At 36.9% G+C, this 20596-nt stretch carries 23 protein-coding genes and 2 other annotated features (1 of these 25 only partly in view); of the genes, 1 reads left to right on the top strand and 22 read right to left on the bottom strand.

The window, feature by feature from the left end; genetic code table 11:
- Positions 1 to 92 (bottom strand) — a sequence feature (ribosomal protein L10 leader region); it reaches 52 nt to the left of the window's first position.
- Positions 93 to 159: 67 nt separating this feature from the next.
- The 22 genes from rplA to MHH69_RS18040 form a co-directional block, all read right to left on the bottom strand.
- Complete coding sequence (rplA, locus tag MHH69_RS17935) at positions 160 to 858, bottom strand: 50S ribosomal protein L1 (RefSeq protein WP_122971257.1); 699 nt, start codon at positions 856 to 858, stop codon at positions 160 to 162.
- Between the two features lie 132 nt (positions 859 to 990).
- Positions 991 to 1416: a 50S ribosomal protein L11 gene (gene rplK / locus MHH69_RS17940; protein ID WP_141396955.1), complete on the bottom strand. Its 426-nt coding sequence runs from the start codon at positions 1414 to 1416 to the stop codon at positions 991 to 993.
- Between the two features lie 280 nt (positions 1417 to 1696).
- Positions 1697 to 2233, bottom strand: a complete 537-nt coding sequence (gene nusG, locus MHH69_RS17945; RefSeq protein WP_122971256.1) for a transcription termination/antitermination protein NusG — start codon at positions 2231 to 2233, stop codon at positions 1697 to 1699.
- Positions 2234 to 2394: 161 nt separating this feature from the next.
- Positions 2395 to 2580 (bottom strand): preprotein translocase subunit SecE, encoded by a 186-nt coding sequence (secE, locus tag MHH69_RS17950; protein ID WP_122971255.1) that lies wholly within the window; start codon positions 2578 to 2580, stop codon positions 2395 to 2397.
- Positions 2581 to 2639: 59 nt separating this feature from the next.
- Entirely contained in the window at positions 2640 to 2786 is a 147-nt protein-coding gene (gene rpmG, locus MHH69_RS17955; RefSeq protein WP_122971254.1) for a 50S ribosomal protein L33, read from the bottom strand.
- An 83-nt stretch (positions 2787 to 2869) separates the two neighbouring features.
- Complete coding sequence (gene sigH, locus MHH69_RS17960; protein WP_122971253.1) at positions 2870 to 3517, bottom strand: RNA polymerase sporulation sigma factor SigH; 648 nt, start codon at positions 3515 to 3517, stop codon at positions 2870 to 2872.
- Between the two features lie 72 nt (positions 3518 to 3589).
- The gene (locus tag MHH69_RS17965; RefSeq protein WP_122971252.1) at positions 3590 to 4105 is read right to left on the bottom strand and encodes an NYN domain-containing protein; all 516 of its coding nucleotides are present in this window, start codon (positions 4103 to 4105) and stop codon (positions 3590 to 3592) included.
- Positions 4106 to 4110: 5 nt separating this feature from the next.
- Positions 4111 to 4863 (bottom strand): 23S rRNA (guanosine(2251)-2'-O)-methyltransferase RlmB, encoded by a 753-nt coding sequence (rlmB, locus tag MHH69_RS17970; protein WP_122971251.1) that lies wholly within the window; start codon positions 4861 to 4863, stop codon positions 4111 to 4113.
- Position 4864: 1 nt separating this feature from the next.
- The gene (locus MHH69_RS17975) at positions 4865 to 5281 is read right to left on the bottom strand and encodes a Mini-ribonuclease 3 (protein WP_122971250.1); all 417 of its coding nucleotides are present in this window, start codon (positions 5279 to 5281) and stop codon (positions 4865 to 4867) included.
- Position 5282: 1 nt separating this feature from the next.
- Positions 5283 to 6686 (bottom strand): cysteine--tRNA ligase, encoded by a 1404-nt coding sequence (gene cysS, locus MHH69_RS17980; protein ID WP_341362872.1) that lies wholly within the window; start codon positions 6684 to 6686, stop codon positions 5283 to 5285.
- A gap of 2 nt (positions 6687 to 6688) precedes the next feature.
- Positions 6689 to 7336 (bottom strand): serine O-acetyltransferase, encoded by a 648-nt coding sequence (gene cysE, locus MHH69_RS17985; RefSeq protein WP_122971248.1) that lies wholly within the window; start codon positions 7334 to 7336, stop codon positions 6689 to 6691.
- Between the two features lie 81 nt (positions 7337 to 7417).
- Positions 7418 to 7650 (bottom strand) — a binding site (T-box leader).
- 92 nt (positions 7651 to 7742) lie between these two features.
- Positions 7743 to 9203: a glutamate--tRNA ligase gene (gltX, locus tag MHH69_RS17990; protein WP_122971247.1), complete on the bottom strand. Its 1461-nt coding sequence runs from the start codon at positions 9201 to 9203 to the stop codon at positions 7743 to 7745.
- 186 nt (positions 9204 to 9389) lie between these two features.
- The gene (gene ispF, locus MHH69_RS17995; protein WP_122971246.1) at positions 9390 to 9866 is read right to left on the bottom strand and encodes a 2-C-methyl-D-erythritol 2,4-cyclodiphosphate synthase; all 477 of its coding nucleotides are present in this window, start codon (positions 9864 to 9866) and stop codon (positions 9390 to 9392) included.
- Between the two features lie 2 nt (positions 9867 to 9868).
- Positions 9869 to 10561, bottom strand: coding sequence for a 2-C-methyl-D-erythritol 4-phosphate cytidylyltransferase (gene ispD, locus MHH69_RS18000; protein ID WP_122971245.1), 693 nt, complete (start codon positions 10559 to 10561; stop codon positions 9869 to 9871).
- A 35-nt stretch (positions 10562 to 10596) separates the two neighbouring features.
- Positions 10597 to 11694, bottom strand: a complete 1098-nt coding sequence (locus MHH69_RS18005; RefSeq protein WP_122971244.1) for a PIN/TRAM domain-containing protein — start codon at positions 11692 to 11694, stop codon at positions 10597 to 10599.
- Positions 11695 to 11914: 220 nt separating this feature from the next.
- Positions 11915 to 13291 (bottom strand): DNA repair protein RadA, encoded by a 1377-nt coding sequence (gene radA / locus MHH69_RS18010; protein ID WP_122971243.1) that lies wholly within the window; start codon positions 13289 to 13291, stop codon positions 11915 to 11917.
- A gap of 139 nt (positions 13292 to 13430) precedes the next feature.
- A complete protein-coding gene (locus tag MHH69_RS18015; RefSeq protein ID WP_122971242.1) occupies positions 13431 to 15875 on the bottom strand; it encodes an ATP-dependent Clp protease ATP-binding subunit in 2445 nt (814 codons plus the stop codon).
- A complete protein-coding gene (locus MHH69_RS18020) occupies positions 15865 to 16962 on the bottom strand; it encodes a protein arginine kinase (RefSeq protein ID WP_122971241.1) in 1098 nt (365 codons plus the stop codon). The genes MHH69_RS18015 and MHH69_RS18020 overlap by 11 nt, the downstream gene beginning before the upstream one ends.
- Entirely contained in the window at positions 16959 to 17510 is a 552-nt protein-coding gene (locus MHH69_RS18025) for a UvrB/UvrC motif-containing protein (protein WP_122971240.1), read from the bottom strand. Before MHH69_RS18025 ends, MHH69_RS18020 begins: the two co-directional genes overlap by 4 nt.
- 76 nt (positions 17511 to 17586) lie before the next feature.
- The gene (locus MHH69_RS18030) at positions 17587 to 18051 is read right to left on the bottom strand and encodes a CtsR family transcriptional regulator (protein WP_122971239.1); all 465 of its coding nucleotides are present in this window, start codon (positions 18049 to 18051) and stop codon (positions 17587 to 17589) included.
- Positions 18052 to 18346: 295 nt separating this feature from the next.
- The gene (locus MHH69_RS18035) at positions 18347 to 18652 is read right to left on the bottom strand and encodes a DUF4870 domain-containing protein (RefSeq protein ID WP_122971238.1); all 306 of its coding nucleotides are present in this window, start codon (positions 18650 to 18652) and stop codon (positions 18347 to 18349) included.
- A gap of 146 nt (positions 18653 to 18798) precedes the next feature.
- Positions 18799 to 19029 (bottom strand): accessory gene regulator B family protein, encoded by a 231-nt coding sequence (locus MHH69_RS18040; RefSeq protein WP_122971237.1) that lies wholly within the window; start codon positions 19027 to 19029, stop codon positions 18799 to 18801.
- 236 nt (positions 19030 to 19265) lie between these two features.
- Here MHH69_RS18040 and MHH69_RS18045 point away from each other — a divergent pair, with 236 nt between their 5' ends.
- A complete protein-coding gene (locus tag MHH69_RS18045) occupies positions 19266 to 20588 on the top strand; it encodes a globin-coupled sensor protein (RefSeq protein ID WP_122971236.1) in 1323 nt (440 codons plus the stop codon).
- Positions 20589 to 20596: the final 8 nt, after the last annotated feature.

Consider the following 20596-nt stretch of genomic DNA (forward strand, 5'->3'; position numbering starts at 1 on the left):
CATCATCTAAAAAAGAATCCGATTTCGATGTCCTCGGTAGGATAATTAAGTGCAAGCACCCCTACTGTCTACGGTACAAATGGATATTCACAACGTCATCCATCTTACCAAGAAAGAGGAGCGTTGTCAACATATATATTTTATTTCAAACGATCTATATTATCGTACAGTTACGCTAGTAGTATCAACTTTTACAGATGGTCCCATTGTAGTTGTTACATTAACAGACTTCATGTAAGTACCTTTAGCTGCAGCTGGTTTAGCTTTTTGAATAACATCAAATACAGCTAAGAAGTTTTCTACTAATTTTTCTGTATCGAAAGAAACTTTACCGATTGGAGCGTGGATAATACCAGCTTTGTCAGCACGGTATTCTACTTTACCAGCTTTGATTTCTTGAATCGCTTTTGTTACATCGAAAGTAACAGTACCAGTTTTAGGGTTTGGCATTAAACCTTTAGGTCCTAATACACGACCAAGTTTACCAACTTCACCCATCATATCTGGAGTTGCAACGATTACATCGAAATCGAACCAACCTTGTTGGATTTTGTTGATGTATTCTGCATCGCCTACATAGTCTGCACCTGCAGCTTCAGCTTCTTTAAGTTTTTCACCTTTAGCGAATACTAATACACGTTGAGTTTTACCAGTTCCGTTTGGTAGTACTACTGCACCACGGATTTGTTGGTCGTTTTTACGAGTATCGATACCAAGTTTGAAAGCCACTTCAACAGTTGCGTCGAAGTTTACTGTGCTTGTTTGTTTTGCTAAAGCGATAGCTTCTTCAGCATTATATAATTTTGAACGGTCAACTAATTTAGCTGCTTCTTGCAGTCTTTTACCTTTTTTTACCATTATATTTTCCTCCTTGATTGTGGTTTTAGCGGATATTCCTCCCACGAATAGAGGTTGCGAGTTCAAAAAAGAACTTACCGCAACCTCCAAAACAAAAGCCTTCATCATCAAGTAACCAGGACTTGTTAACGATTAGTCTTCGATAACAATACCCATGCTTCGTGCTGTACCTTCAACCATCGCCATAGCTGCTTCAACTGATGCAGCGTTTAGGTCTGGCATTTTTTGTTCAGCGATTTCGCGAACTTTATCACGTTTAACCGTTGCAACTTTTTTACGGTTTGGTTCACCTGATCCAGATTGGATACCTGCTGCAACTTTAAGTAATACTGCTGCAGGTGGAGTTTTTGTAATGAAAGTGAAAGAACGGTCTTCGAAAACTGTGATTTCTACTGGAATAATTAAACCAGCTTGATCAGCAGTACGAGCGTTGAACTCCTTACAGAATCCCATGATATTTACACCTGCTTGACCTAATGCAGGACCAACCGGTGGAGCTGGGTTAGCTTTACCAGCAGGGATTTGAAGTTTTACAATTTTAATAACTTTTTTAGCCACGAGACACACCTCCTTAAGTCCGTGATGTGGTAATTGGGTTGCCCCTCCCACTCAAATATCTGTCTGTCAGCTAATTGCCGATAACATTAAAAGATTAACTTTAATTTGACAAACTATCATTTAGACGGTCTGACCTATGAAATGATACCACTTTTAATTTATATAAGCAAGTGAAATTATAAAGCAATTTCGGCAACATAACTTTTCGATAGTTTATCATCGCGCTTATTATGGCGATTTTCTATAGATATAAGTAAGTTCCTAACATTCATTTATAAACCTAAATTTTTTGAATTTGTTCGAAGTCTAATTCCATTTTCGTTTCACGACCGAACATATCAATTGTTACTTTAATTTTGCCTTTATCAGCATCAATCTCTTCTACTTTACCTTGGAAATGAGCAAATGGTCCGTCTAAAACTTCGACTACTTCACCAACTGTAACGTCTAACTCGCCAACTGTTTTCTTCGTAATTCCCATTTGACGTAATAGACGATCTACTTCTTCAGGTAATAAAGGTGTTGGTTTTGCACCACCACCAGAAGAACCAATAAAGCCTGTTACACCCGGTGTATTACGTACTACATACCATGATTCATCCGTTAAAATCATTTCAACTAATACATAACCTGGGAAAACTTTACGCATTACCGTTCTTTTTTTACCATCTTTTAAATCCGTTTCTTCATGTTCAGGTACGATAACACGGAAAATGTTATCTTGCATCCCCATCGTTTCTACACGTTTTTCAAGGTTTGCCTTTACACGATTTTCATATCCTGAATAAGTATGAACTACATACCATCTTTTCTCCATAACGTTTTCGGACTAGTCGTCCGTCCCTCCTTCACTTATCACATATACACTGACGAAGTCTTATAAATTGTTTACCATAAATAATACAATTAACAAAACAAATGAAAAAAACCCGTTAACATTGAAAGACGGGCTATTTTCGAAATATTAACATCGTATTATTATAAATCTATATACCAACGGAATAGTTCTGAAACGCCTAAGTCAACTAACACAAAAAATATTGCCATAAAAATCACTGTTGAAACTACGACAATCGTATATTTTGTAAGCTCTTTACCTTTTGGCCAGCTTGTCTTTCTCATTTCAGACGTTACATTTTGAAAAAACTGTTTAATCTTGCCCATTCTAGCTTAACCTCCGAACAAATCATCTATTCTATGTTTCAATTGACTTTACTACATAATTATCGTGTTTGTTTGTGTACAGTGTGTTCGTTACAATGTGAGCAAAACTTTTTCAATTCTAGTCGTTCAGTTGAGCCAACTCTTTCAGGAACCGAATAGTTTCGAGAGCTACATTTTTCACAACATAAAACAATTTTCTTTGCCATCTTGAAAATTCACCTATTTCGGCATTTTGTCTTTTAAAGACTACCACCTAAAAGTTTTGCTGTCAACAAGTGGTGCTGTACCGCTAGCTTATCTCACCTATTTCTAGATGACGCTCCAATTTACGTTTTACCCGTTGAAGAGCATTGTCGATCGATTTTACATGCCGATTTAACTCTTCTGATATTTCAAAGTAGGATTGTCCATCTAAATATAAGGATAACACTTGTTGTTCTAATTCACTTAATATTTCGCCAATTTTTTCTTCAAGATGGGAATATTCCTCACGATTAATCATTAAATGTTCTGGATCATCCGATTCAGAGCTAGTGATGATATCCATCAAGGTACGATCTGATTCTTCGTCATAGATTGGTTTATCAAGAGATACATAGGAATTTAGCGGAATATGTTTTTGTCTCGTAGCTGTTTTAATAGCTGTAATAATTTGACGAGTAATACAAAGTTCCGCAAACGCTCTAAAAGACGACAGCTTATCCCCTTTAAAATCTCTTATCGCTTTATATAAACCTATCATTCCTTCTTGAATGATATCTTCCTTATCTGCTCCAATTAAAAAATAAGAGCGTGCCTTCGCTTTAACAAACATACGATATTTCGTAATTAAATAATCTAACGCTTCTGTATTACCTTGATGCACTTCTTCAATCAGTTGTTCATCTGAAAGGTCTTCAAATCGTTGCAACACTTGTGTCTGATTACTTTTTAGCATTGGCCTCACCCCAGAACGTTCTGTATTGTCATAGGAACAGTATAACGGAATTGGAAAATATAGGTCAATCAGTTATTTCAAACCCCGTCGCCATTTTTCAAAAGCTAACTCTACTTCTTCTGATAATTGAATTCTAGATTTCGGTTTTTCTTCATTCGTCATTTTTTTTACTTCTTGAGAAATATTCGATTTGATAATTGCCATTTCAATTTCTAATTCACGAGCCGATTTCCGTAGAGCGCCATTTCCGAAAATAACGTTTTGTTCTGTTAAATCGGAAGTGGCAACATAAATTTGGACTTTTCTACCCTTTAGTTCATTTGTTAACTTTTCAATACATTCATCGGCAGTTTCATTTTTTCTAGTATAAATTATTTCAACTGCATTTTTCACATAATTTTGTTGAGCACCTGGAACTAGGTGGGCATCAAACACAACAATTACTCGACAGCCAAGGGCAGCTCTGTATTCCGCCATTAGATCAAGCAAGTGATTGCGGGCTTCTTCAAAGTTTGTTTCCCGAAGAGGCCGCAATTCTTTCCATGCGCCGATCATATTGTAACCATCAACAATCAAAATCGTTTGCATAATTCTTATCCATTCTTTTCTTGTCGTTTACGGTATACTTCATACATTAATAAGGCAGCAGCAACTGAAGCATTTAATGAATTTACATGACCTACCATCGGCAAATGGTATAAGAAATCACATTTTTCTTTTAGTAATCGACTCATCCCTCTACCCTCGCTGCCTATAATGACAGCTAGCGGAAGCGTCGCATCCATTTTGCGATAATCTACAGATCCTTTTGCATCCGTCCCCGCAATCCAAACACCACGGTCTTTCAATTCATCAACTGTTTGAGCTAAATTCGTTACACGAACAACTGGTACATGTTCGATTGCACCAGTCGAAGCTTTTGCAACAACTGCTGTTAAACCAACTGCCCGTCTTTTAGGAATTATAATACCGTGAACCCCTATTGCATCTGCAGTACGCATAATCGAACCTAAATTATGGGGATCTTCCAATTCATCAAGAATGAGGAAAAACGGATCTTCATTTTTTTCTTTAGCCGCATTAAATAAATCTTCAATTTCTGCATAATGATAAGCTGCCACAGAAGCTACTATTCCTTGATGGTTCGCATCCGACAATTGATCAACTTTTTTCTTAGGAACAAATTGAACTAATACACCGCGCTCACGTGCTAAGTCTAACAATTCATTGACTCCAGTTTTTTTGACTCCCTCTGCTATCCATAATTTATTAATTTCACGTCCAGACCGAAGCGCTTCAAGAACTGGATTTTTTCCAGCAATCATTTCGCCGTTGTGTTCACTCATGTTAAGATGCTCCCTTCGATTGCTCAACGATTGTAATGGCATAGTCAATAATTTCATTTACTCTCTCAATTTGCTTCGTTAAATAAAGGCTTCCTAGTACCGCTTCAAAACCCGAACTATTTCGATAAGTTTGAACGTCCGTATTTTTTGGAACAGAACCTGATTTTGCATTACGTCCTCGCTTAAATACAGCGAGTTCCTCTTCAGTTAAATAATGCTCTTCGATTAAACGATGAACAACCATAGATTGGGCTTTAGCAGAAACATAATTCGTTGCTTCCTTATGCAATCGATTCGGTTTTGCTCTCCCATTTAAGAGAAGATGTTCTCGAACTCGTTGTTCAAGAACAGCATCTCCCATATATGCTAATGCTAATGCATTTAATTGCTTTACATCTGCTATCCGAAGTTGCGTCATACTATAAACCTCGTTTCCAACGTGTACCTTGACGAGTATCTTCTAAAATAATATTCATACTCAATAGTTGGTCTCGGATTTCATCGGAACGAGCAAAGTCACGGTTTTTACGCGCCATATTTCGCTCTTCAATTAATGCTTCGATTTCTTCATCTAAAAGTTCATTTTCTGTTGAGAATTTAATACCTAGGACGTCACCTAGTGTATCAAAGGTTTCAATCAATGTTTTTAAAATACGTTCCTCTGTATTACTTTCGTTTAAGTAAGTATTCGCAATACGAGCAAGTTCAAATAAAGCAGAAATCCCATTGGCCGTATTAAAATCATCGTCCATAGCCAGTTCAAATTGCTTTTTCACTTCATTGATTTTCTCGATATACTCGTCACCATTATCAGAAAGGTTTGCTGAAGATGCCAGTCTATATTGTACATTGGAATAGGCAGTACGAAGACGTTCTAATCCAGAACGTGCTGACTCTACTAAATCTTGTGCAAAATTAATGGGATGACGATAATGTACCGATAACATAAAGAATCGTAAAACTTGTGGGTCAATTTGTTGACGAATATCATTCACTAATACAAAGTTACCAAGTGATTTTGACATTTTTTCGTTGTCGATATTAATGTACCCATTATGCATCCAATAACGAGCAAATGTTTTCCCCGTATAAGCTTCCGATTGGGCTATTTCATTTTCATGGTGCGGGAATGTTAAATCTTGACCGCCAGCATGAATATCAATTGTGTCACCCAAATGTTCACGAGCCATAACAGAACATTCAATATGCCAACCTGGTCGCCCTTCACCCCACGGACTTTCCCATTTAATTTCACCAGGTTTTGCTGCTTTCCATAATGCAAAATCAAGAGGATCTTCCTTTTTCTCTCCTGCTTCAATACGGGCACCAACTTTTAAATCATCAATCGATTGATGGGACAGTTTACCATAGCCGTCAAATTTACGTGTACGGTAATAAACATCCCCTTGAGATTCATAAGCGTAGCCTTTTTCAATTAAAACACCGATGAAAGAAATAATATCATCCATATGATTCGTTACGCGGGGATGAACATCAGCCTTGTGGCAACCAAGAGCTGTAATATCTTCAAAGTAAGCATTAATAAAGCGATTCGTTAATTCAAAAACATCTTCGCCTAATTCATTTGCTGCTTTAATGATTTTATCGTCCACATCTGTAAAGTTGGAAACATATTTCACATCATAGCCTTTATATTGGAAATAACGGCGAACAGTATCATAAACAATAACAGGACGAGCATTCCCAATATGAATAAAGTTATATACTGTCGGACCACATACGTACATTTTCACTTTTCCTTCTTCAAGCGGGACAAAGGGTTCCTTTTGTCTCGTTAAAGAGTTAAATATTTGAATAGTCAATTCTATCTCTCCTTTTGAGATTCCACTAGCTGTTGTTTTAATTCTTTTATTTCCTTTTCAAGCTTCACAAAACGATCATTTATTGGGTCAGGGATATTTTGATGGTCAAGCTTCTTATTCGTTGTTGTTTTTACACCATCTTGAATAACTACTTTCCCTGGAATACCTACAACAGTCGCGTTAGGTGGAACATCCTTTAACACAACAGAACCTGCTCCTACCTTACTATTTTCACCAATCGTAATTGATCCCAATACTTTTGCTCCTGAAGCAACTAATACATTATCTTTTAACGTTGGGTGACGCTTTCCTTTCTCTTTCCCTGTACCACCTAATGTTACACCTTGATATAAAATAACATTATCACCTATTTCGCAAGTTTCACCAATGACAACACCAGTTCCATGGTCTATAAAGAAGCGGCGGCCAATTTTGGCACCAGGATGAATTTCAATCCCAGTGAAAAATTTGCTAATCTGTGAGATAGCACGTGCAATGAAGAAAAATCTTCTTTTATAAAACCAATGGGCAATGCGGTGAGCCCAAGTCGCATGGAGACCCGAATAAGTTAATACAACCTCTAACACACTGCGAGCTGCTGGATCGTTTTCAAATACGTTATCAATATCTTCTTTAATTCTTTTAAACACGATGAACACCCCTTACCATTCTCATTTTATAGTTTTGATATTTCCCCCAAAATAAAAACGTCCCTATCTTTCCATAAGAAAGACAGAGACGCTACTGCGCGGTTCCACTCTGATTGAAAGCAAGATACCCATACTAGAAGTCCCTACTTTCCACTCAAAAGTCCATTAACGGTGACGAACCGACTAGCCTACTACATTTCAGCTAAGTACTCAAAGGTGCATTTCCGTAAAATAGCGGTCTAGGTCACTTTCAGCCGGTGATGACCCTCTCTTTAAAACATTTTTTACGTACTTCTCCTTATCAACGCTTTAAAATGATTTATATCTTTTCACGTATAGTTTCTTCTTGCAAAGTTAAATACATTTTACAATAGGTAATTGAAAAGTCAACTAAAATGCAAGTTCGTTATTTTACGAATTTCTCAATGCGTGCAATCGCTTTTTCCTTTCCAATTAAAGCAATGGAATCCGGAAGTTCTGGACCATGAGTTTGACCAGTCGTTACAACACGAATTGGCATAAATAAATTTTTCCCTTTATGGCCTGTTTCTTTTTGAACAGCTTTAATTGCTGCTTTAATCGATGGCGCGTCAAAACTTTCAAGTGCTTCAAGTTGCGCTTTGAATGCAGCCATTACTTCAGGTACTTGTTCCCCTGCTAAAACTTCTTTCGCAGCTTCATCATATTCAATTTCTTCTGTAAAGAATAGGCTAGATAATTCAACGATCTCAGCACCATAACTCATTTGGTTATGATATAGAGAGATTAATGCTGTAGCCCACGCTTGTTGTTCTTCCGTTAATTGTTCTGGAAGTAAACCAGCCTTTTGAAGATGTGGTAATGATAATTCTACTACTTCCTCAAGGGAAAGCTTTTTAATATATTGGTTGTTCATCCATGTTAGTTTATTTTTATCGAACATAGATGGTGATTTTGAAAGACGTTTTTCATCAAAAATTTCGATGAATTGGTCTTTTGTAAAGATTTCTTCTTCTCCTTCTGGTGACCAACCTAAAAGGGCAAAGAAGTTAAACATCGCTTCTGGTAAATAACCAAGTTCTTTATATTGGGTAACGAATTGAATAATCGATTCATCGCGCTTAGATAATTTTTTATGATCTTCATTAACAATTAATGTCATATGGCCGTATTGTGGGTATTCCCAACCAAAAGCATCAAAAATCATCATCTGTTTTGGTGTATTCGATAAATGTTCTTCCCCACGGAATACATGGGTAATATCCATGAAGTGGTCATCTAATACAACAGCATAGTTATAAGTCGGGATACCGTTTGCTTTCACAATTACCCAATCACCAATATCCTTTGACTCAAACGTTACTTCACCACGTACTAAGTCATTAAAGCGATAAGTTGTGTTTTCAGGAACACGCATACGAATCGTATAAGGAATTCCTTCCGCTTCTTTCGCAGCTACCTCTTCTTTTGTTAAGTGACGGCATTTTCCGTCATAAGTAGGTGCAGCAACACCTTTTGCTCGTTGCGCTTCACGGGAAGCTTCTAACTCTTCTGAAGTACAAAAACATTTATAAGCAATTCCGCGCTCTAACAATTCTTCGGCATGTTTTTTATAAATATCTAATCGTTCCATTTGACGGTAAGGGGCATACGGTCCACCAATATCAATCGACTCATCAGGAATAATCCCTAACCAACGCAAATTATCTAGTTGGGACGCTTCTCCGCCTTCTACATTTCGTTCAATATCTGTATCTTCAATACGTACGATAAATTTACCGTTATGGTGTTTTGCATATAAATAGTTAAATAGCGCTGTACGTGCCCCACCAATGTGTAAAAAACCTGTTGGACTTGGCGCATAACGAACGCGAACTTCCTTCGTCATAAAATAAGTGCCTCCTAAATTGGTTCAGTTATAACCATTTTTTAAAAATACGATAACTTTTTAAAAACTGAACGTCCTTGATTAATCTTGTACATTTTACCACTCTAAAATCAGAATGAAAAGAAAGGTAGTTGAAGTTATATCCAGTATTCCGATAGAACTTTTTCCAACTAGTCCGTGAAACTTTTATTTTTTGATTAATAAAATGGTCGCCATTGCAGCTATTCCTTCTTCACGTCCAGTAAATCCTAACTTTTCTGTTGTAGTTGCTTTTACATTTACTTGGGTAGGTTCGGCATTTAATAGTTCGGCGATTCGATTCCGCATTTGCTCAATATATGGCGCAAGCTTTGGACGCTGAGCCATAACTGTACAATCCACATTCCCTAAAACATACCCTTTATCTTCAACAATTTTCCAAATGTACTCTAGCAATTTCGCGCTATCCGCGTCTTTGAACGCCGGGTCTGTATCTGGAAAATGATGTCCGATATCTCCTTCCCCAATAGCGCCTAGAGCCGCATCTGTCACAGTATGTAATAGGACATCTGCATCAGAATGCCCTAACAATCCGCGATCATGGGGAATTGTAATCCCACCTAAAATTAATGGACGTCCTTCTGCAAACGCATGAACGTCAAATCCTTGTCCTACTCTAAACATCATTATCCTCCTAGCTCGTTACGGTGCCTTAATATCGCTTCCCCGAAAACTAAATCTTCCTTTGTTGTTATTTTTACATTTTCATAGGTGCTTTCTACAATATAAACCTGATGATTTAAACGCTCAACTAGCATTGCCTCATCGGTTCCTAAAAAGCCGATTGCCTCAGCCTCTTCTTCTGCCCGCTTTAACAATTCAAAACGAAAGGCTTGAGGCGTTTGAATCATCCATAAACTTTCCCGATCAACTGTTTCAACAATGACACCATTGTTTACTTTCTTCATCGTATCTTTTGCCTTAACTCCAGCAATTACTGCCCCTTTTTCATAGGCTTCCGTTACGAGACGGGATATAATAGGCTTTGTAATAAATGGTCTAGCAGCATCATGAACAAGCACAATATCAACTTGTTCCATTTCTTTAATGCAAGCATATACAGAGTGTTGTCGCTCTTCGCCTCCATTTGGCAATCCCTTTACCTTTGTTATGCCATACTCTTCCAACAAATGTTGAATATAATCCCGTTCTTCAGCCTTTACCGCTAACCAAATACCTGTACAATTATCATCATTTTGAAAAACTTCTAAAGTACGAATTAAAATTGGTTTACCCCCAAGGGATAAAAATAATTTATTTTGCCCCGCGCCCATCCGTTTACCACTGCCAGCTGCAGGGAGTACTACTTCGTAATTCACATATCCACTTCCTAATCTCAAAAAACCTAAGTTGCTTACGCTACTTGTTCATCCTTAGGTTTTGCAAATATCATACGCCCTGCAGATGTTTGCAGGACACTTGTTACTGTTACCGTAATCGATTGGCCAATATAGCTACGTCCACCTTCTACGACAATCATCGTACCATCATCTAAGTAGGCGACGCCTTGATTGTGCTCTTTCCCGTCTTTAATCACAACCACTTGCATTTCCTCTCCAGGTATTACAACCGGCTTTACGGCGTTTGCTAAATCATTTATATTTAGTACTTCCACATGATGTAGCTCACAAACTTTATTTAGATTAAAATCATTCGTTAAAATTTGTGCTCCCATCTTTTTCGCTAGACGTACTAGTTTTAAATCAACTTCCTGGACATCTTCAAAGTCTTCTTCTGAAATTTGCACGGTTGTTGCCCGTTCATCTTGAAGTTTTTTCAATATATCAAGACCCCTTCGACCGCGGGTACGCTTTAACGTATCGGACGAATCGGCAATATGCTGAAGTTCCGTTAAAACGAATTGAGGTACAATTAGCACACCTTCAATAAATCCTGTTGATGAAATATCAGCAATTCTCCCATCGATAATGACGCTTGTATCAAGCAATTTATAATTTGTCTTCACTTCATTTACTTGGAGCGTTGATACATCCAGTTGTTTTTTCCTAGGAAGGGAACTTGATTTCGTAAACATTTGCGATAGTTCATCCCGCTTTGTAAACCCTACACGGAAACCTAAATAACCAAGGATAATTGATAATAAGATCGGTATAATCTCCGTAATAATAGGAATCTGAATACGTTCAATGGCAAACCCAACTAAAAACGCAACAATTAACCCTACAATAAGTCCAAATGTCCCAAACAATAGATCAGCTGCTGGGATTTTAAATAACACGTTTTCCATCCACTCAATCAACTTAACAAAGTAGTCTGATAACGAGAATGATAAAAGGAATAACAAGATTGCTCCTAGTAATATGGATACATATGGATTGTTAAGCCAAGGATTAGATGATAAATTAATGAATTCGTATAATGGCGGTAAAAAAACAAAGCCTAACGCCCCTCCAATTAATAAGAAAGCAATTTGTATTACTCTTTTTAACATACTTCCACCTCCTTTTCTTTAATAACAATTATACATAGTTCCAGTATAGTTTGCCCTATAAATACATCAGCTAATTTTTCATTTGGAAAAATTAGCTACTGTTTTACTTATATGTTAAGTTATGTCTATTTCTAACCAAAATCAAACGGAAAAATGCCTATACACTAAAAATGATTGTATAGGCATACTCCATTTATTATTTTTTTACTAAAAAGAATGGCTACAAGTCTTGGAAACACGCTCTTAATGCTTCATTGATTGTTTCTACTCCAATGACTTGAATACCGTTCGGATAATCCCATCCCCCTAAATTGGAAGCTGGAATAAATGCCCGTTTAAAACCTAGTCTCGCTGCTTCTTGAACTCGTTGTTCAATTCTTGAAACCCGTCGAACCTCACCAGTTAGCCCTACTTCGCCAACAAAACAATCTGTACCTTTAACTGGTTGATCTTTAAAACTGGAAACGATGGAAGTTAAAACAGCTAAGTCAATCGCTGGTTCATCTAGTTTAACTCCACCCGCTACTTTTATATAGGCATCTTGGGCTTGTAAAAGCATCCCCATTCGTTTTTCTAAAACCGCCATAAGTAATTGAACCCGATTTTGTTCTACTCCCGTAGCCATCCGTTTAGGATAATTAAAACTAGTCGGTGTGACGAGTGATTGAATCTCGACTAAAATCGGCCTTGTACCTTCCATAGAAGCAACAATGGTCGAACCTGCTACATCGTGGGAACGCTCCTCTAAAAACAGCTCTGAAGGGTTAGAAACTTCTTTTAAACCTGCATGAACCATTTCAAATATTGCAATTTCGTTCGTCGAACCAAAACGATTTTTTACGCTGCGCAATATTCGATACGTATGATGCCGTTCCCCTTCGAAATATAAAACTGTATCTACCATATGTTCTAGTAATCTTGGACCTGCAATTTGCCCTTCCTTTGTTACGTGGCCTACTAGGAAAATGGCGATTCCTTTTGTTTTAGCAATGCGCATTAATTCCGAAGTACATTCACGAACTTGAGAGACACTACCAGCAGCACTTGTAACTTCTGGATGATGAATTGTTTGAATGGAATCGACAATAACAAATTTAGGTTGTACTTCTTCGATTGATTGGTTAATTAATTCCAAATTCGTTTCGGAAAGGATATATAGCTCAGGAGATTTCACACCAATTCTTGCCGCCCGCAACTTTGTTTGACGCATTGATTCTTCTCCGGATATGTACAATAAACGATGACCTTTATTGGATAAAAGGGCTGATACTTGAAGCAGTAAAGTTGATTTCCCTATCCCAGGGTCTCCGCCAATCAATACGAGGGATCCCGGAACAATCCCTCCACCTAGCACCCGATTTAACTCTTCCATTTCGGTTTCAACACGCGGTTCATCCGAAGTTTCTACATTGATAATAGGAGTGGCTTTTTGCGAGATGGAATTTGAATGTTGAAAAGCACCTCGAGGACCTTTCGTTATTACTTCTACTTCCTCAACCATCGTGTTCCATCCACCACAGCCCGGACAACGCCCCATCCACTTTGGAGATTCATAGCCACAGGAGTTACAACAGAATTTCGTTTTCTTTTTTACCATATCGTCTCTCCTTCATTAGTAATCTTATGTTCATTGTACATGACAACCTTTGAAAGTTCCTTATATTTCCCCACGTAAAATCCTTCCATATTAAAAAGGTGGTTGACTAGAAATTAAGTCAACCACCTATAATTATGCATTAATTTGAAAGAACTTCGCTTTTGGGTAAGACGATAAATTCATTATCAACATAGTCAATCACAACACTTTGACCTGTTGAAATCGTACCTTTTAGCAACTCTTCGGATAAACGATCTTCCACATGTTTTTGAAGGGCACGACGTAATGGACGAGCTCCGTATTGTGGATCGTATCCTTCTTCTGCAATTTTCTCTAATGCAGCATCTGTCAACTCAAGCTCAATATTTTGCTCTTTTAAGCGAGTTGTTAAAGAGTTTGCCATTAATGAAATAATTTGTTTTAATTCGTCTTTTTCTAGAGAGTGGAACACAATCATTTCATCGATACGGTTTAAGAATTCAGGACGGAATGCTTTTTTCAATTCCTCAAGCATTGTCCCTTTCATATCTTTATATTTGTTAGCAGAATTATCACCAATTCCGAAACCTAAAGATTTTTGATATTTAAGGGCATCTGCGCCGACGTTAGAAGTCATAATAACAACCGTGTTTCGGAAGTCTACTGTACGACCTTTTGAATCCGTTAAACGACCGTCATCTAATACTTGAAGTAAAATGTTGAACACATCTGGGTGAGCCTTTTCAATCTCATCCAGCAATACAACAGAGTATGGTTTACGACGAACTTTTTCAGTTAACTGTCCGCCTTCATCGAATCCAACGTAACCTGGAGGTGAACCTACAAGACGGGAAGTCGAATGTTTCTCCATGTATTCTGACATGTCGATTCGAATCATTGCATCTTCATCGCCGAACATTACTTCTGCTAGAGCACGGGCAAGTTCTGTTTTACCAACACCAGTAGGACCTAGGAAAATGAATGAACCGATTGGTCGTTTTGGATCTTTTAACCCTGCACGGGCACGGCGGATAGCACGAGAAATCGCTTCAACCGCTTCTCCTTGACCAACGACACGTTTGTGCAATTCTTCTTCTAAGTTTAGTAATTTCGCTGATTCTTCTTGAGCAATTTTTGAAACAGGAATTCCAGTCCACATGGAAACAACCATTGCAATGTCTTCAACAGTCACTTTAGACTCTTCTTTACCTTGTTTTTCTTTCCATGTTTTCTTTGTTTGCTCTAATTCATCTTTAATTTTTTGTTCTGTATCACGAAGGGCAGCCGCTTTTTCAAACTCTTGGCTTGAAACTGCCGCATTTTTTTCGTTACGAACGTTTTCTAATTTATCTTCCAAAGCTTTTAAGTTTGGTGGCACTGTGAAAGAACGTAAGCGTACTTTTGAACCTGCTTCATCGATTAAATCAATCGCTTTATCTGGTAAGAAACGATCGGAAATATATCGATCAGATAATTTTGCTGCCGCTTCTACTGCTTCATCCGTAATTTTCACACGGTGATGCGCTTCATAACGATCTCTTAAACCTTTAATAATTTGAATTGTTTCATCTACAGTTGGTTCATCTACTTGAATTGGTTGGAAACGACGTTCTAACGCTGCATCCTTTTCAATGTATTTACGATATTCATCTAATGTTGTAGCCCCAATACATTGTAGTTCACCACGGGCTAATGAAGGTTTTAAAATATTCGATGCATCAATAGCACCTTCTGCACCGCCAGCACCGATTAATGTGTGTAATTCATCAATGAAAAGAATTACGTTACCTGCTTGGCGAATTTCATCCATTACTTTTTTCAAGCGGTCTTCAAATTCACCGCGATATTTAGTACCCGCAACAACAGTACCCATATCTAATGTCATCACCCGTTTATCACGAAGGGTTTCAGGTACTTCATTATTGACGATTTGTTGTGCAAGACCTTCTGCAATAGCCGTTTTACCTACCCCGGGTTCACCAATTAATACAGGGTTGTTTTTCGTACGGCGGGATAGTACTTCAATTACTCGTGTAATTTCTTTGCTACGGCCAATCACTGGATCCAATGAACCTTCACGGGCAATGGCCGTTAAGTCACGAGCTAATCCATCTAAAGTCGGTGTATTTACCGATTGAGTTGGGTTTGTTGAGTTTTGAGCTGCGTCATTGTTTCCAAGTAATAAAAGAACTTGTTGACGAGCTTTGTTTAAGCTAACACCCGCATTCGCTAAAACTCGAGCAGCTACTCCTTCACCTTCTCGGATTAAAGCAAGTAATATATGTTCTGTTCCTATATAAGCATGACCTAATTTTCTAGATTCATCTACCGATAATTCAATTACCTTTTTAGCTCTTGGAGTATAATGAACGATTGGACCGACATCTTTTGAACCTTTCCCCACTAACTCCTCAATGCCTGATTCAATAATTTGTGGACTTACATCGATTGCTTCTAATGCTTTTGCTGCAATTCCACCGCCTTCACGAATAAGGCCAAGTAAAATATGTTCTGTTCCTATAGATTCGTGCTTCCAACGAATAGCTTCTTCTTGTGCTAATTGCAATACTTTTTGTGCACGTTGAGTAAAACGGTTAAACATCATATCTTTCCTCTCCTTTTCCCATTAACTTTTGATTGTTCGTATTAAGCTTTTCACGTAAAAGTTTTGCTCTATACATATCGCGTTCACTTGCTTGAAGAGTTGTACCGGCATATTGTTGTACAAAGCCGGGTTGTATGAGGATCATACACTCATTTAAAACATGTAATGGAACTTCCTTAATGATTCCTAAATCCACTCCAAGGCGAACATTGGATAAACAAGCAGCAGCTTCTTCGCTCGTCATAATACACGCATATTTTAAAATACCTAATGAGCGATTAAAGCGGTCTTCTAATACTATTCGAGAATTTTTGAATAATGCCTCTCGTGCGCCTCGTTCATTTTTAATAATTTGGACAACTACATTTTGTAAGTCTTCTAAAATTTCCTCTTCCGACTTTCCAAGAGTTACTTGGTTGGAGATTTGATAAATGTTTCCTAGGTTTTCACTACCTTCTCCATATATCCCTCTTACAACCATTCCTAAGCGGGCTAGCATTTGTGTAACAACCTTAATTTGCTTAGACATCGTTAGGGCAGGTAGATGCATCATAACGGATGCACGAAGTCCTGTTCCAACATTCGTTGGGCAACTTGTTAAATAACCAAATGTATCATTATACGCATATGGTAAATGTTTCTCCAATTGATGATCCAATTTCGAAGCCTCTGCATATGTTTCTAAAAGCTGTAATCCAGGAGCTAAACATTGGATTCGTAAATGATCTTCCTCGTTTACCATAATGCTGATCGTTTCGTCATTTGAAATAAGAACGGAAGCTGACTTTTCTTTTTTAGCTAATAGAGGGCTAATTAAATGTTTTTCAACTAACACTTGACGTTGCAATGAAGGCATTTCTTTAATTGTAAAATGGGAAAACTTATGCTCGTCATTAATCGCCATTAAAGCTTGTGTGACAACGTCATCAATTTGTTGTGCTTCCCCATCCGTAAAACTTAAAGGGAAACGATATCCATCTAAGTTTCTTGCTAATCGAATGCGTGTACTTAATACAATATCTGCATCAAGACCTTTAACATCCATCCAGCCTGGCGCCTCACTTTTCAAAAAATGTTCTAAATTCATGGTGTATCAACACCTCCACGATCAAGCTTGCGTTCCATATCTCTTATTTCATCCCGCAGCTTGGCAGCATCTTCAAAACGTTCATCTGCAATCGCTAATTGTAGTTGTTCTCGAGCTGTTTCAATTTGTTTTTTGATCCACTCGTTATGATGACTTGGTTTGCCCGGAGCTTTACCGCTATGCTTTGTTCCAGCTTGAATTTTATTTAATACTTGTGGAAGCTGTGTACTGAAAGTTTCATAACATTGTGGACAACCAAGCTTCCCTTCATTCAAGAACTTACGAAAAGTAAAACCGCATTTTGGGCATTCAGTTGCTTTCTGACTTGTCGATTGGACCTTTTCTACCCCGTTATTCCACACTGGTAAACCAAATAAATTGGAAACAAGTTGATGAATTGGAATTTGTTCTTCTTTATGAAAATCTAAATTGAAAGGATGAAAATTTTGTGCACATACCTCACAATAGTGTTTTTCGCTTTTTTGGCCATTAATTACTTGTGTAACCGTTACTGTAGCCTGACGTTCCTTACAGTGTTCACAATTCATGACCTCACCTCTTTTATCAAATAAGTATGGAAAGTAATAAATAAGTAATGAACTTCCTTTATATTACCAATTGTTCCTATTTATCGTATTTTAATGTTGTTAACATAGACTTTAAAATCAATGACCTCAATTGGTCCCTCGTCGGCAATTGTATTCGAAGAGTCGACCGATCAATTGCAGCAAGCATTAATTTTGCTTCCCGTTTAGAAATGACTTCTTCATCGATCAAACGATAGATAATATCCTCTGCCATCGATTGGGTAGCACCGTTATCAATTTGGTCTATCATATCTTCAATCAAATCAATCTTAGAATGAGCTCTTACTCGTAAAATTCGAATATATCCCCCACCACCACGTTTACTTTCAACTAAGTAGCCTCTTTCGGCGGTAAATCTCGTATTAATAACATAATTGATTTGCGATGGTACACATTGAAATTTATCCGCCAATTCACTTCGTTTGATTTCAATATGTCCTTGACCACCTAATTCGATAACTTGTTTCAAATACCCTTCAATGATGTCAGATATATTTCTCATTTTTATACCTCACCCCATCCATTTCTGACTTTGACTATATTTGACTATATTATATTAACATCAAAATCAAAATGCAAATCAAATGCCTATACTATTTTTTCGTTCGAATAGCGTTTAAATTATTTTATAGCTATCCTATTTATATCCATAAAAAAGGCGGTCTCATTAATAGTTGAGACCACCCTCATTTTAGCTTTTTGAGCGAAGGATTAAGAAATAGTCTCCACATACCATTCTGGTTAATTTTGGATTTATTTCTTAGTATTCCTTTTATTCACTTAAACTAAACCTATTTTTATACCCAACGACCAACAATCGGGTAATTCCAATTTTCACCCATTAACGCTTTCACAATGCCAATAATCGGAACAACAACCGTCATAATTCCGAAGACAATTAAAAACGGAATTCCAATAATTAAAAAGCTAAAGATTATTGAAATAGTATTTAAAATCCACATAACACCTTGGAATAGTAAAGCTTGGATCGAAATTCTTTTAATTTCATGTTCTGAACTTAGTAGCCAGAATAGGACTGGAATAAGTACAGGCATCAAAAAGGCACTTGCATGTATGATTACCTTTGCCCATTTATTATCCATTTATAAATCAACCTTTCGTTTCGTTTTTATAGTTATAGTATATTTACGAAGTTCGTACTAAATAGTTTCACTTTTTTTCAAACGAATAAACCTTATTTAAAAATAAAAAACCGCCAGTAAAACTAGCGGTCTATCAACATAATTCATTATTTGGATACTTTTTTCTTACTACTTTCTGGCTTTGGATCTGGTTTTTCTTCATTATTATACGGGAATAATAAATAAGCAATCATTCCAGAAAAGATAGTTGCTATTACTACAAGTAATACACTATCACGGGTTGAAACTTCCTGAAAATAGTTTCTTAACATGAAAATAGAGCCTATAGCAACAATGACCATTGTTGGGATAACAAATTTAAAGCGGTGCTTTTCCATCTTTAACTTCCTTTTCTATAAATATTTACTTCACTTTTCCACGTTAGTTACATCATAAACTACTCGTATTTTACATGGGATAAAAACAAAATACAAATTAGCCCTATAGTTAGGTTACTATTTCATAATTTAATCCAACTAACAATCTATGTAAAATTTCATAATATTTTCAATATATTATTGTTACAATCTATGAAAATAGAACGATAATATAGGTAAATACATAATGGAATGGAATGGATAAAAGGATGGCTATTTTCAGAAGTAATTCACAAAAAGTGTTAGCAAACTATTTCGAAGTTGAAAAATACATAAACGAAGTCGAGCTAGATGTTGCAAAGTACCCAGACTTAACTAAACAAATTCAATTAATTAAATTAACAAAAGAAGAATTAGCGATTTTAAGACAATTAAAACCTTTCACTGAACAATTTATTCCAGAAATGGTGAATCAATTTTATGCAGCAATTATGCAAAGCGATCATTTAATGGGGATTATTAATAAACATTCGAAAATTGAACGATTAAAAGTAACCCTTACAAAACATATTACCGATATTTTTGAAAGTCGTATTAATAGCAACTATATAGAAGAACGAAAAAAAATTGCCGCTACTCATGTACGTATTGGATTAGAATCCCAATGGTATATAAGCTCCTTCCAATCATTAATGACTACATTTATCCATTTTGTTAATGGATTAGATATTTCAAAAGAAGATACGACAAAAGCGATTAATGCCTTTTCGAAAATCATTAATTTGGAACAACAATTAGTTATTCAAGCTTACGATGCGGAACAACAACGAATTCGTCAGATTGTGGAAGATATGAAACATTCCTTATTGAACACAGTACAAAATACTGCTGAAGAATTACATGCTATCAGCCAAGAAACGACTGCTTCATTACATGCCATTTCTTCGGAATCTGGAAGTATTGCTACAGCAACAAAACAAGGACTAGATTTTGTAGCGGATACAGAAGAAAAATCAAATTATGGAAAAGCACATATTGAAACACAAACAGAGTTAATGAATGTTATTTTAGAACGAGTCAATATGTTAGAAAAATCGATGATCAACTTACGAGCTTCTTCTCAGAAAATAACAGAAATCGTTGGTTTAGTAACAGGTATCGCCGATCAAACAAACTTATTAGCATTAAATGCTTCCATTGAAGCTGCACGGGCTGGTGAGCATGGAAAAGGCTTTGCAGTTGTTGCTGAAGAGGTTCGTAAACTAGCCGAAGAGACGAAGAGCGCAGTTCAAAATGTTTCTCACTTAATTCGCGAAACAGAAGAAAATATCGAAAATATGACTTCATCAGTAGGCAATGTGGATGAACAAGTGCAAAAGAGTGTACAAACACAACGTAGTCTTGAGGAATCCTTTAATTCTATAGCCAAAGCTGTATCAGGGATTAAAGAACAATATACAAACACAACTAAAGACATTACTGAGATTTCAAGACTAATCCACGAATTAACCGAAAGTGTAGACCAAGTATCCGCTTCTTCCGATTCATTGCTAAATGTTGTTCACGAATTAACAGATTAAATAGAAAG

This window comes from Ureibacillus sp. FSL E2-3493, from assembly GCF_038077515.1.
Lineage (GTDB): Bacteria > Bacillota > Bacilli > Bacillales_A > Planococcaceae > Ureibacillus > Ureibacillus halotolerans.

Coding starts and splice junctions, on each gene's coding strand:
- rplA (WP_122971257.1), bottom strand. CDS start 858: ATGGTAAAAAAAGGTAAAAGACTGCAAGAAGCAGCTAAATTAGTTGAC.
- nusG (WP_122971256.1), bottom strand. CDS start 2,233: ATGGAGAAAAGATGGTATGTAGTTCATACTTATTCAGGATATGAAAAT.
- secE (WP_122971255.1), bottom strand. CDS start 2,580: ATGGGCAAGATTAAACAGTTTTTTCAAAATGTAACGTCTGAAATGAGA.
- rpmG (WP_122971254.1), bottom strand. CDS start 2,786: ATGGCAAAGAAAATTGTTTTATGTTGTGAAAAATGTAGCTCTCGAAAC.
- sigH (WP_122971253.1), bottom strand. CDS start 3,517: ATGCTAAAAAGTAATCAGACACAAGTGTTGCAACGATTTGAAGACCTT.
- MHH69_RS17965 (WP_122971252.1), bottom strand. CDS start 4,105: ATGCAAACGATTTTGATTGTTGATGGTTACAATATGATCGGCGCATGG.
- rlmB (WP_122971251.1), bottom strand. CDS start 4,863: ATGAGTGAACACAACGGCGAAATGATTGCTGGAAAAAATCCAGTTCTT.
- MHH69_RS17975 (WP_122971250.1), bottom strand. CDS start 5,281: ATGACGCAACTTCGGATAGCAGATGTAAAGCAATTAAATGCATTAGCA.
- gltX (WP_122971247.1), bottom strand. CDS start 9,203: ATGACGAAGGAAGTTCGCGTTCGTTATGCGCCAAGTCCAACAGGTTTT.
- ispF (WP_122971246.1), bottom strand. CDS start 9,866: ATGTTTAGAGTAGGACAAGGATTTGACGTTCATGCGTTTGCAGAAGGA.
- MHH69_RS18005 (WP_122971244.1), bottom strand. CDS start 11,694: ATGTTAAAAAGAGTAATACAAATTGCTTTCTTATTAATTGGAGGGGCG.
- radA (WP_122971243.1), bottom strand. CDS start 13,291: ATGGTAAAAAAGAAAACGAAATTCTGTTGTAACTCCTGTGGCTATGAA.
- MHH69_RS18015 (WP_122971242.1), bottom strand. CDS start 15,875: ATGATGTTTAACCGTTTTACTCAACGTGCACAAAAAGTATTGCAATTA.
- MHH69_RS18020 (WP_122971241.1), bottom strand. CDS start 16,962: ATGAATTTAGAACATTTTTTGAAAAGTGAGGCGCCAGGCTGGATGGAT.
- MHH69_RS18025 (WP_122971240.1), bottom strand. CDS start 17,510: ATGAATTGTGAACACTGTAAGGAACGTCAGGCTACAGTAACGGTTACA.
- MHH69_RS18030 (WP_122971239.1), bottom strand. CDS start 18,051: ATGAGAAATATATCTGACATCATTGAAGGGTATTTGAAACAAGTTATC.
- MHH69_RS18035 (WP_122971238.1), bottom strand. CDS start 18,652: ATGGATAATAAATGGGCAAAGGTAATCATACATGCAAGTGCCTTTTTG.
- MHH69_RS18040 (WP_122971237.1), bottom strand. CDS start 19,029: ATGGAAAAGCACCGCTTTAAATTTGTTATCCCAACAATGGTCATTGTT.
- MHH69_RS18045 (WP_122971236.1), top strand. CDS start 19,266: ATGGATAAAAGGATGGCTATTTTCAGAAGTAATTCACAAAAAGTGTTA.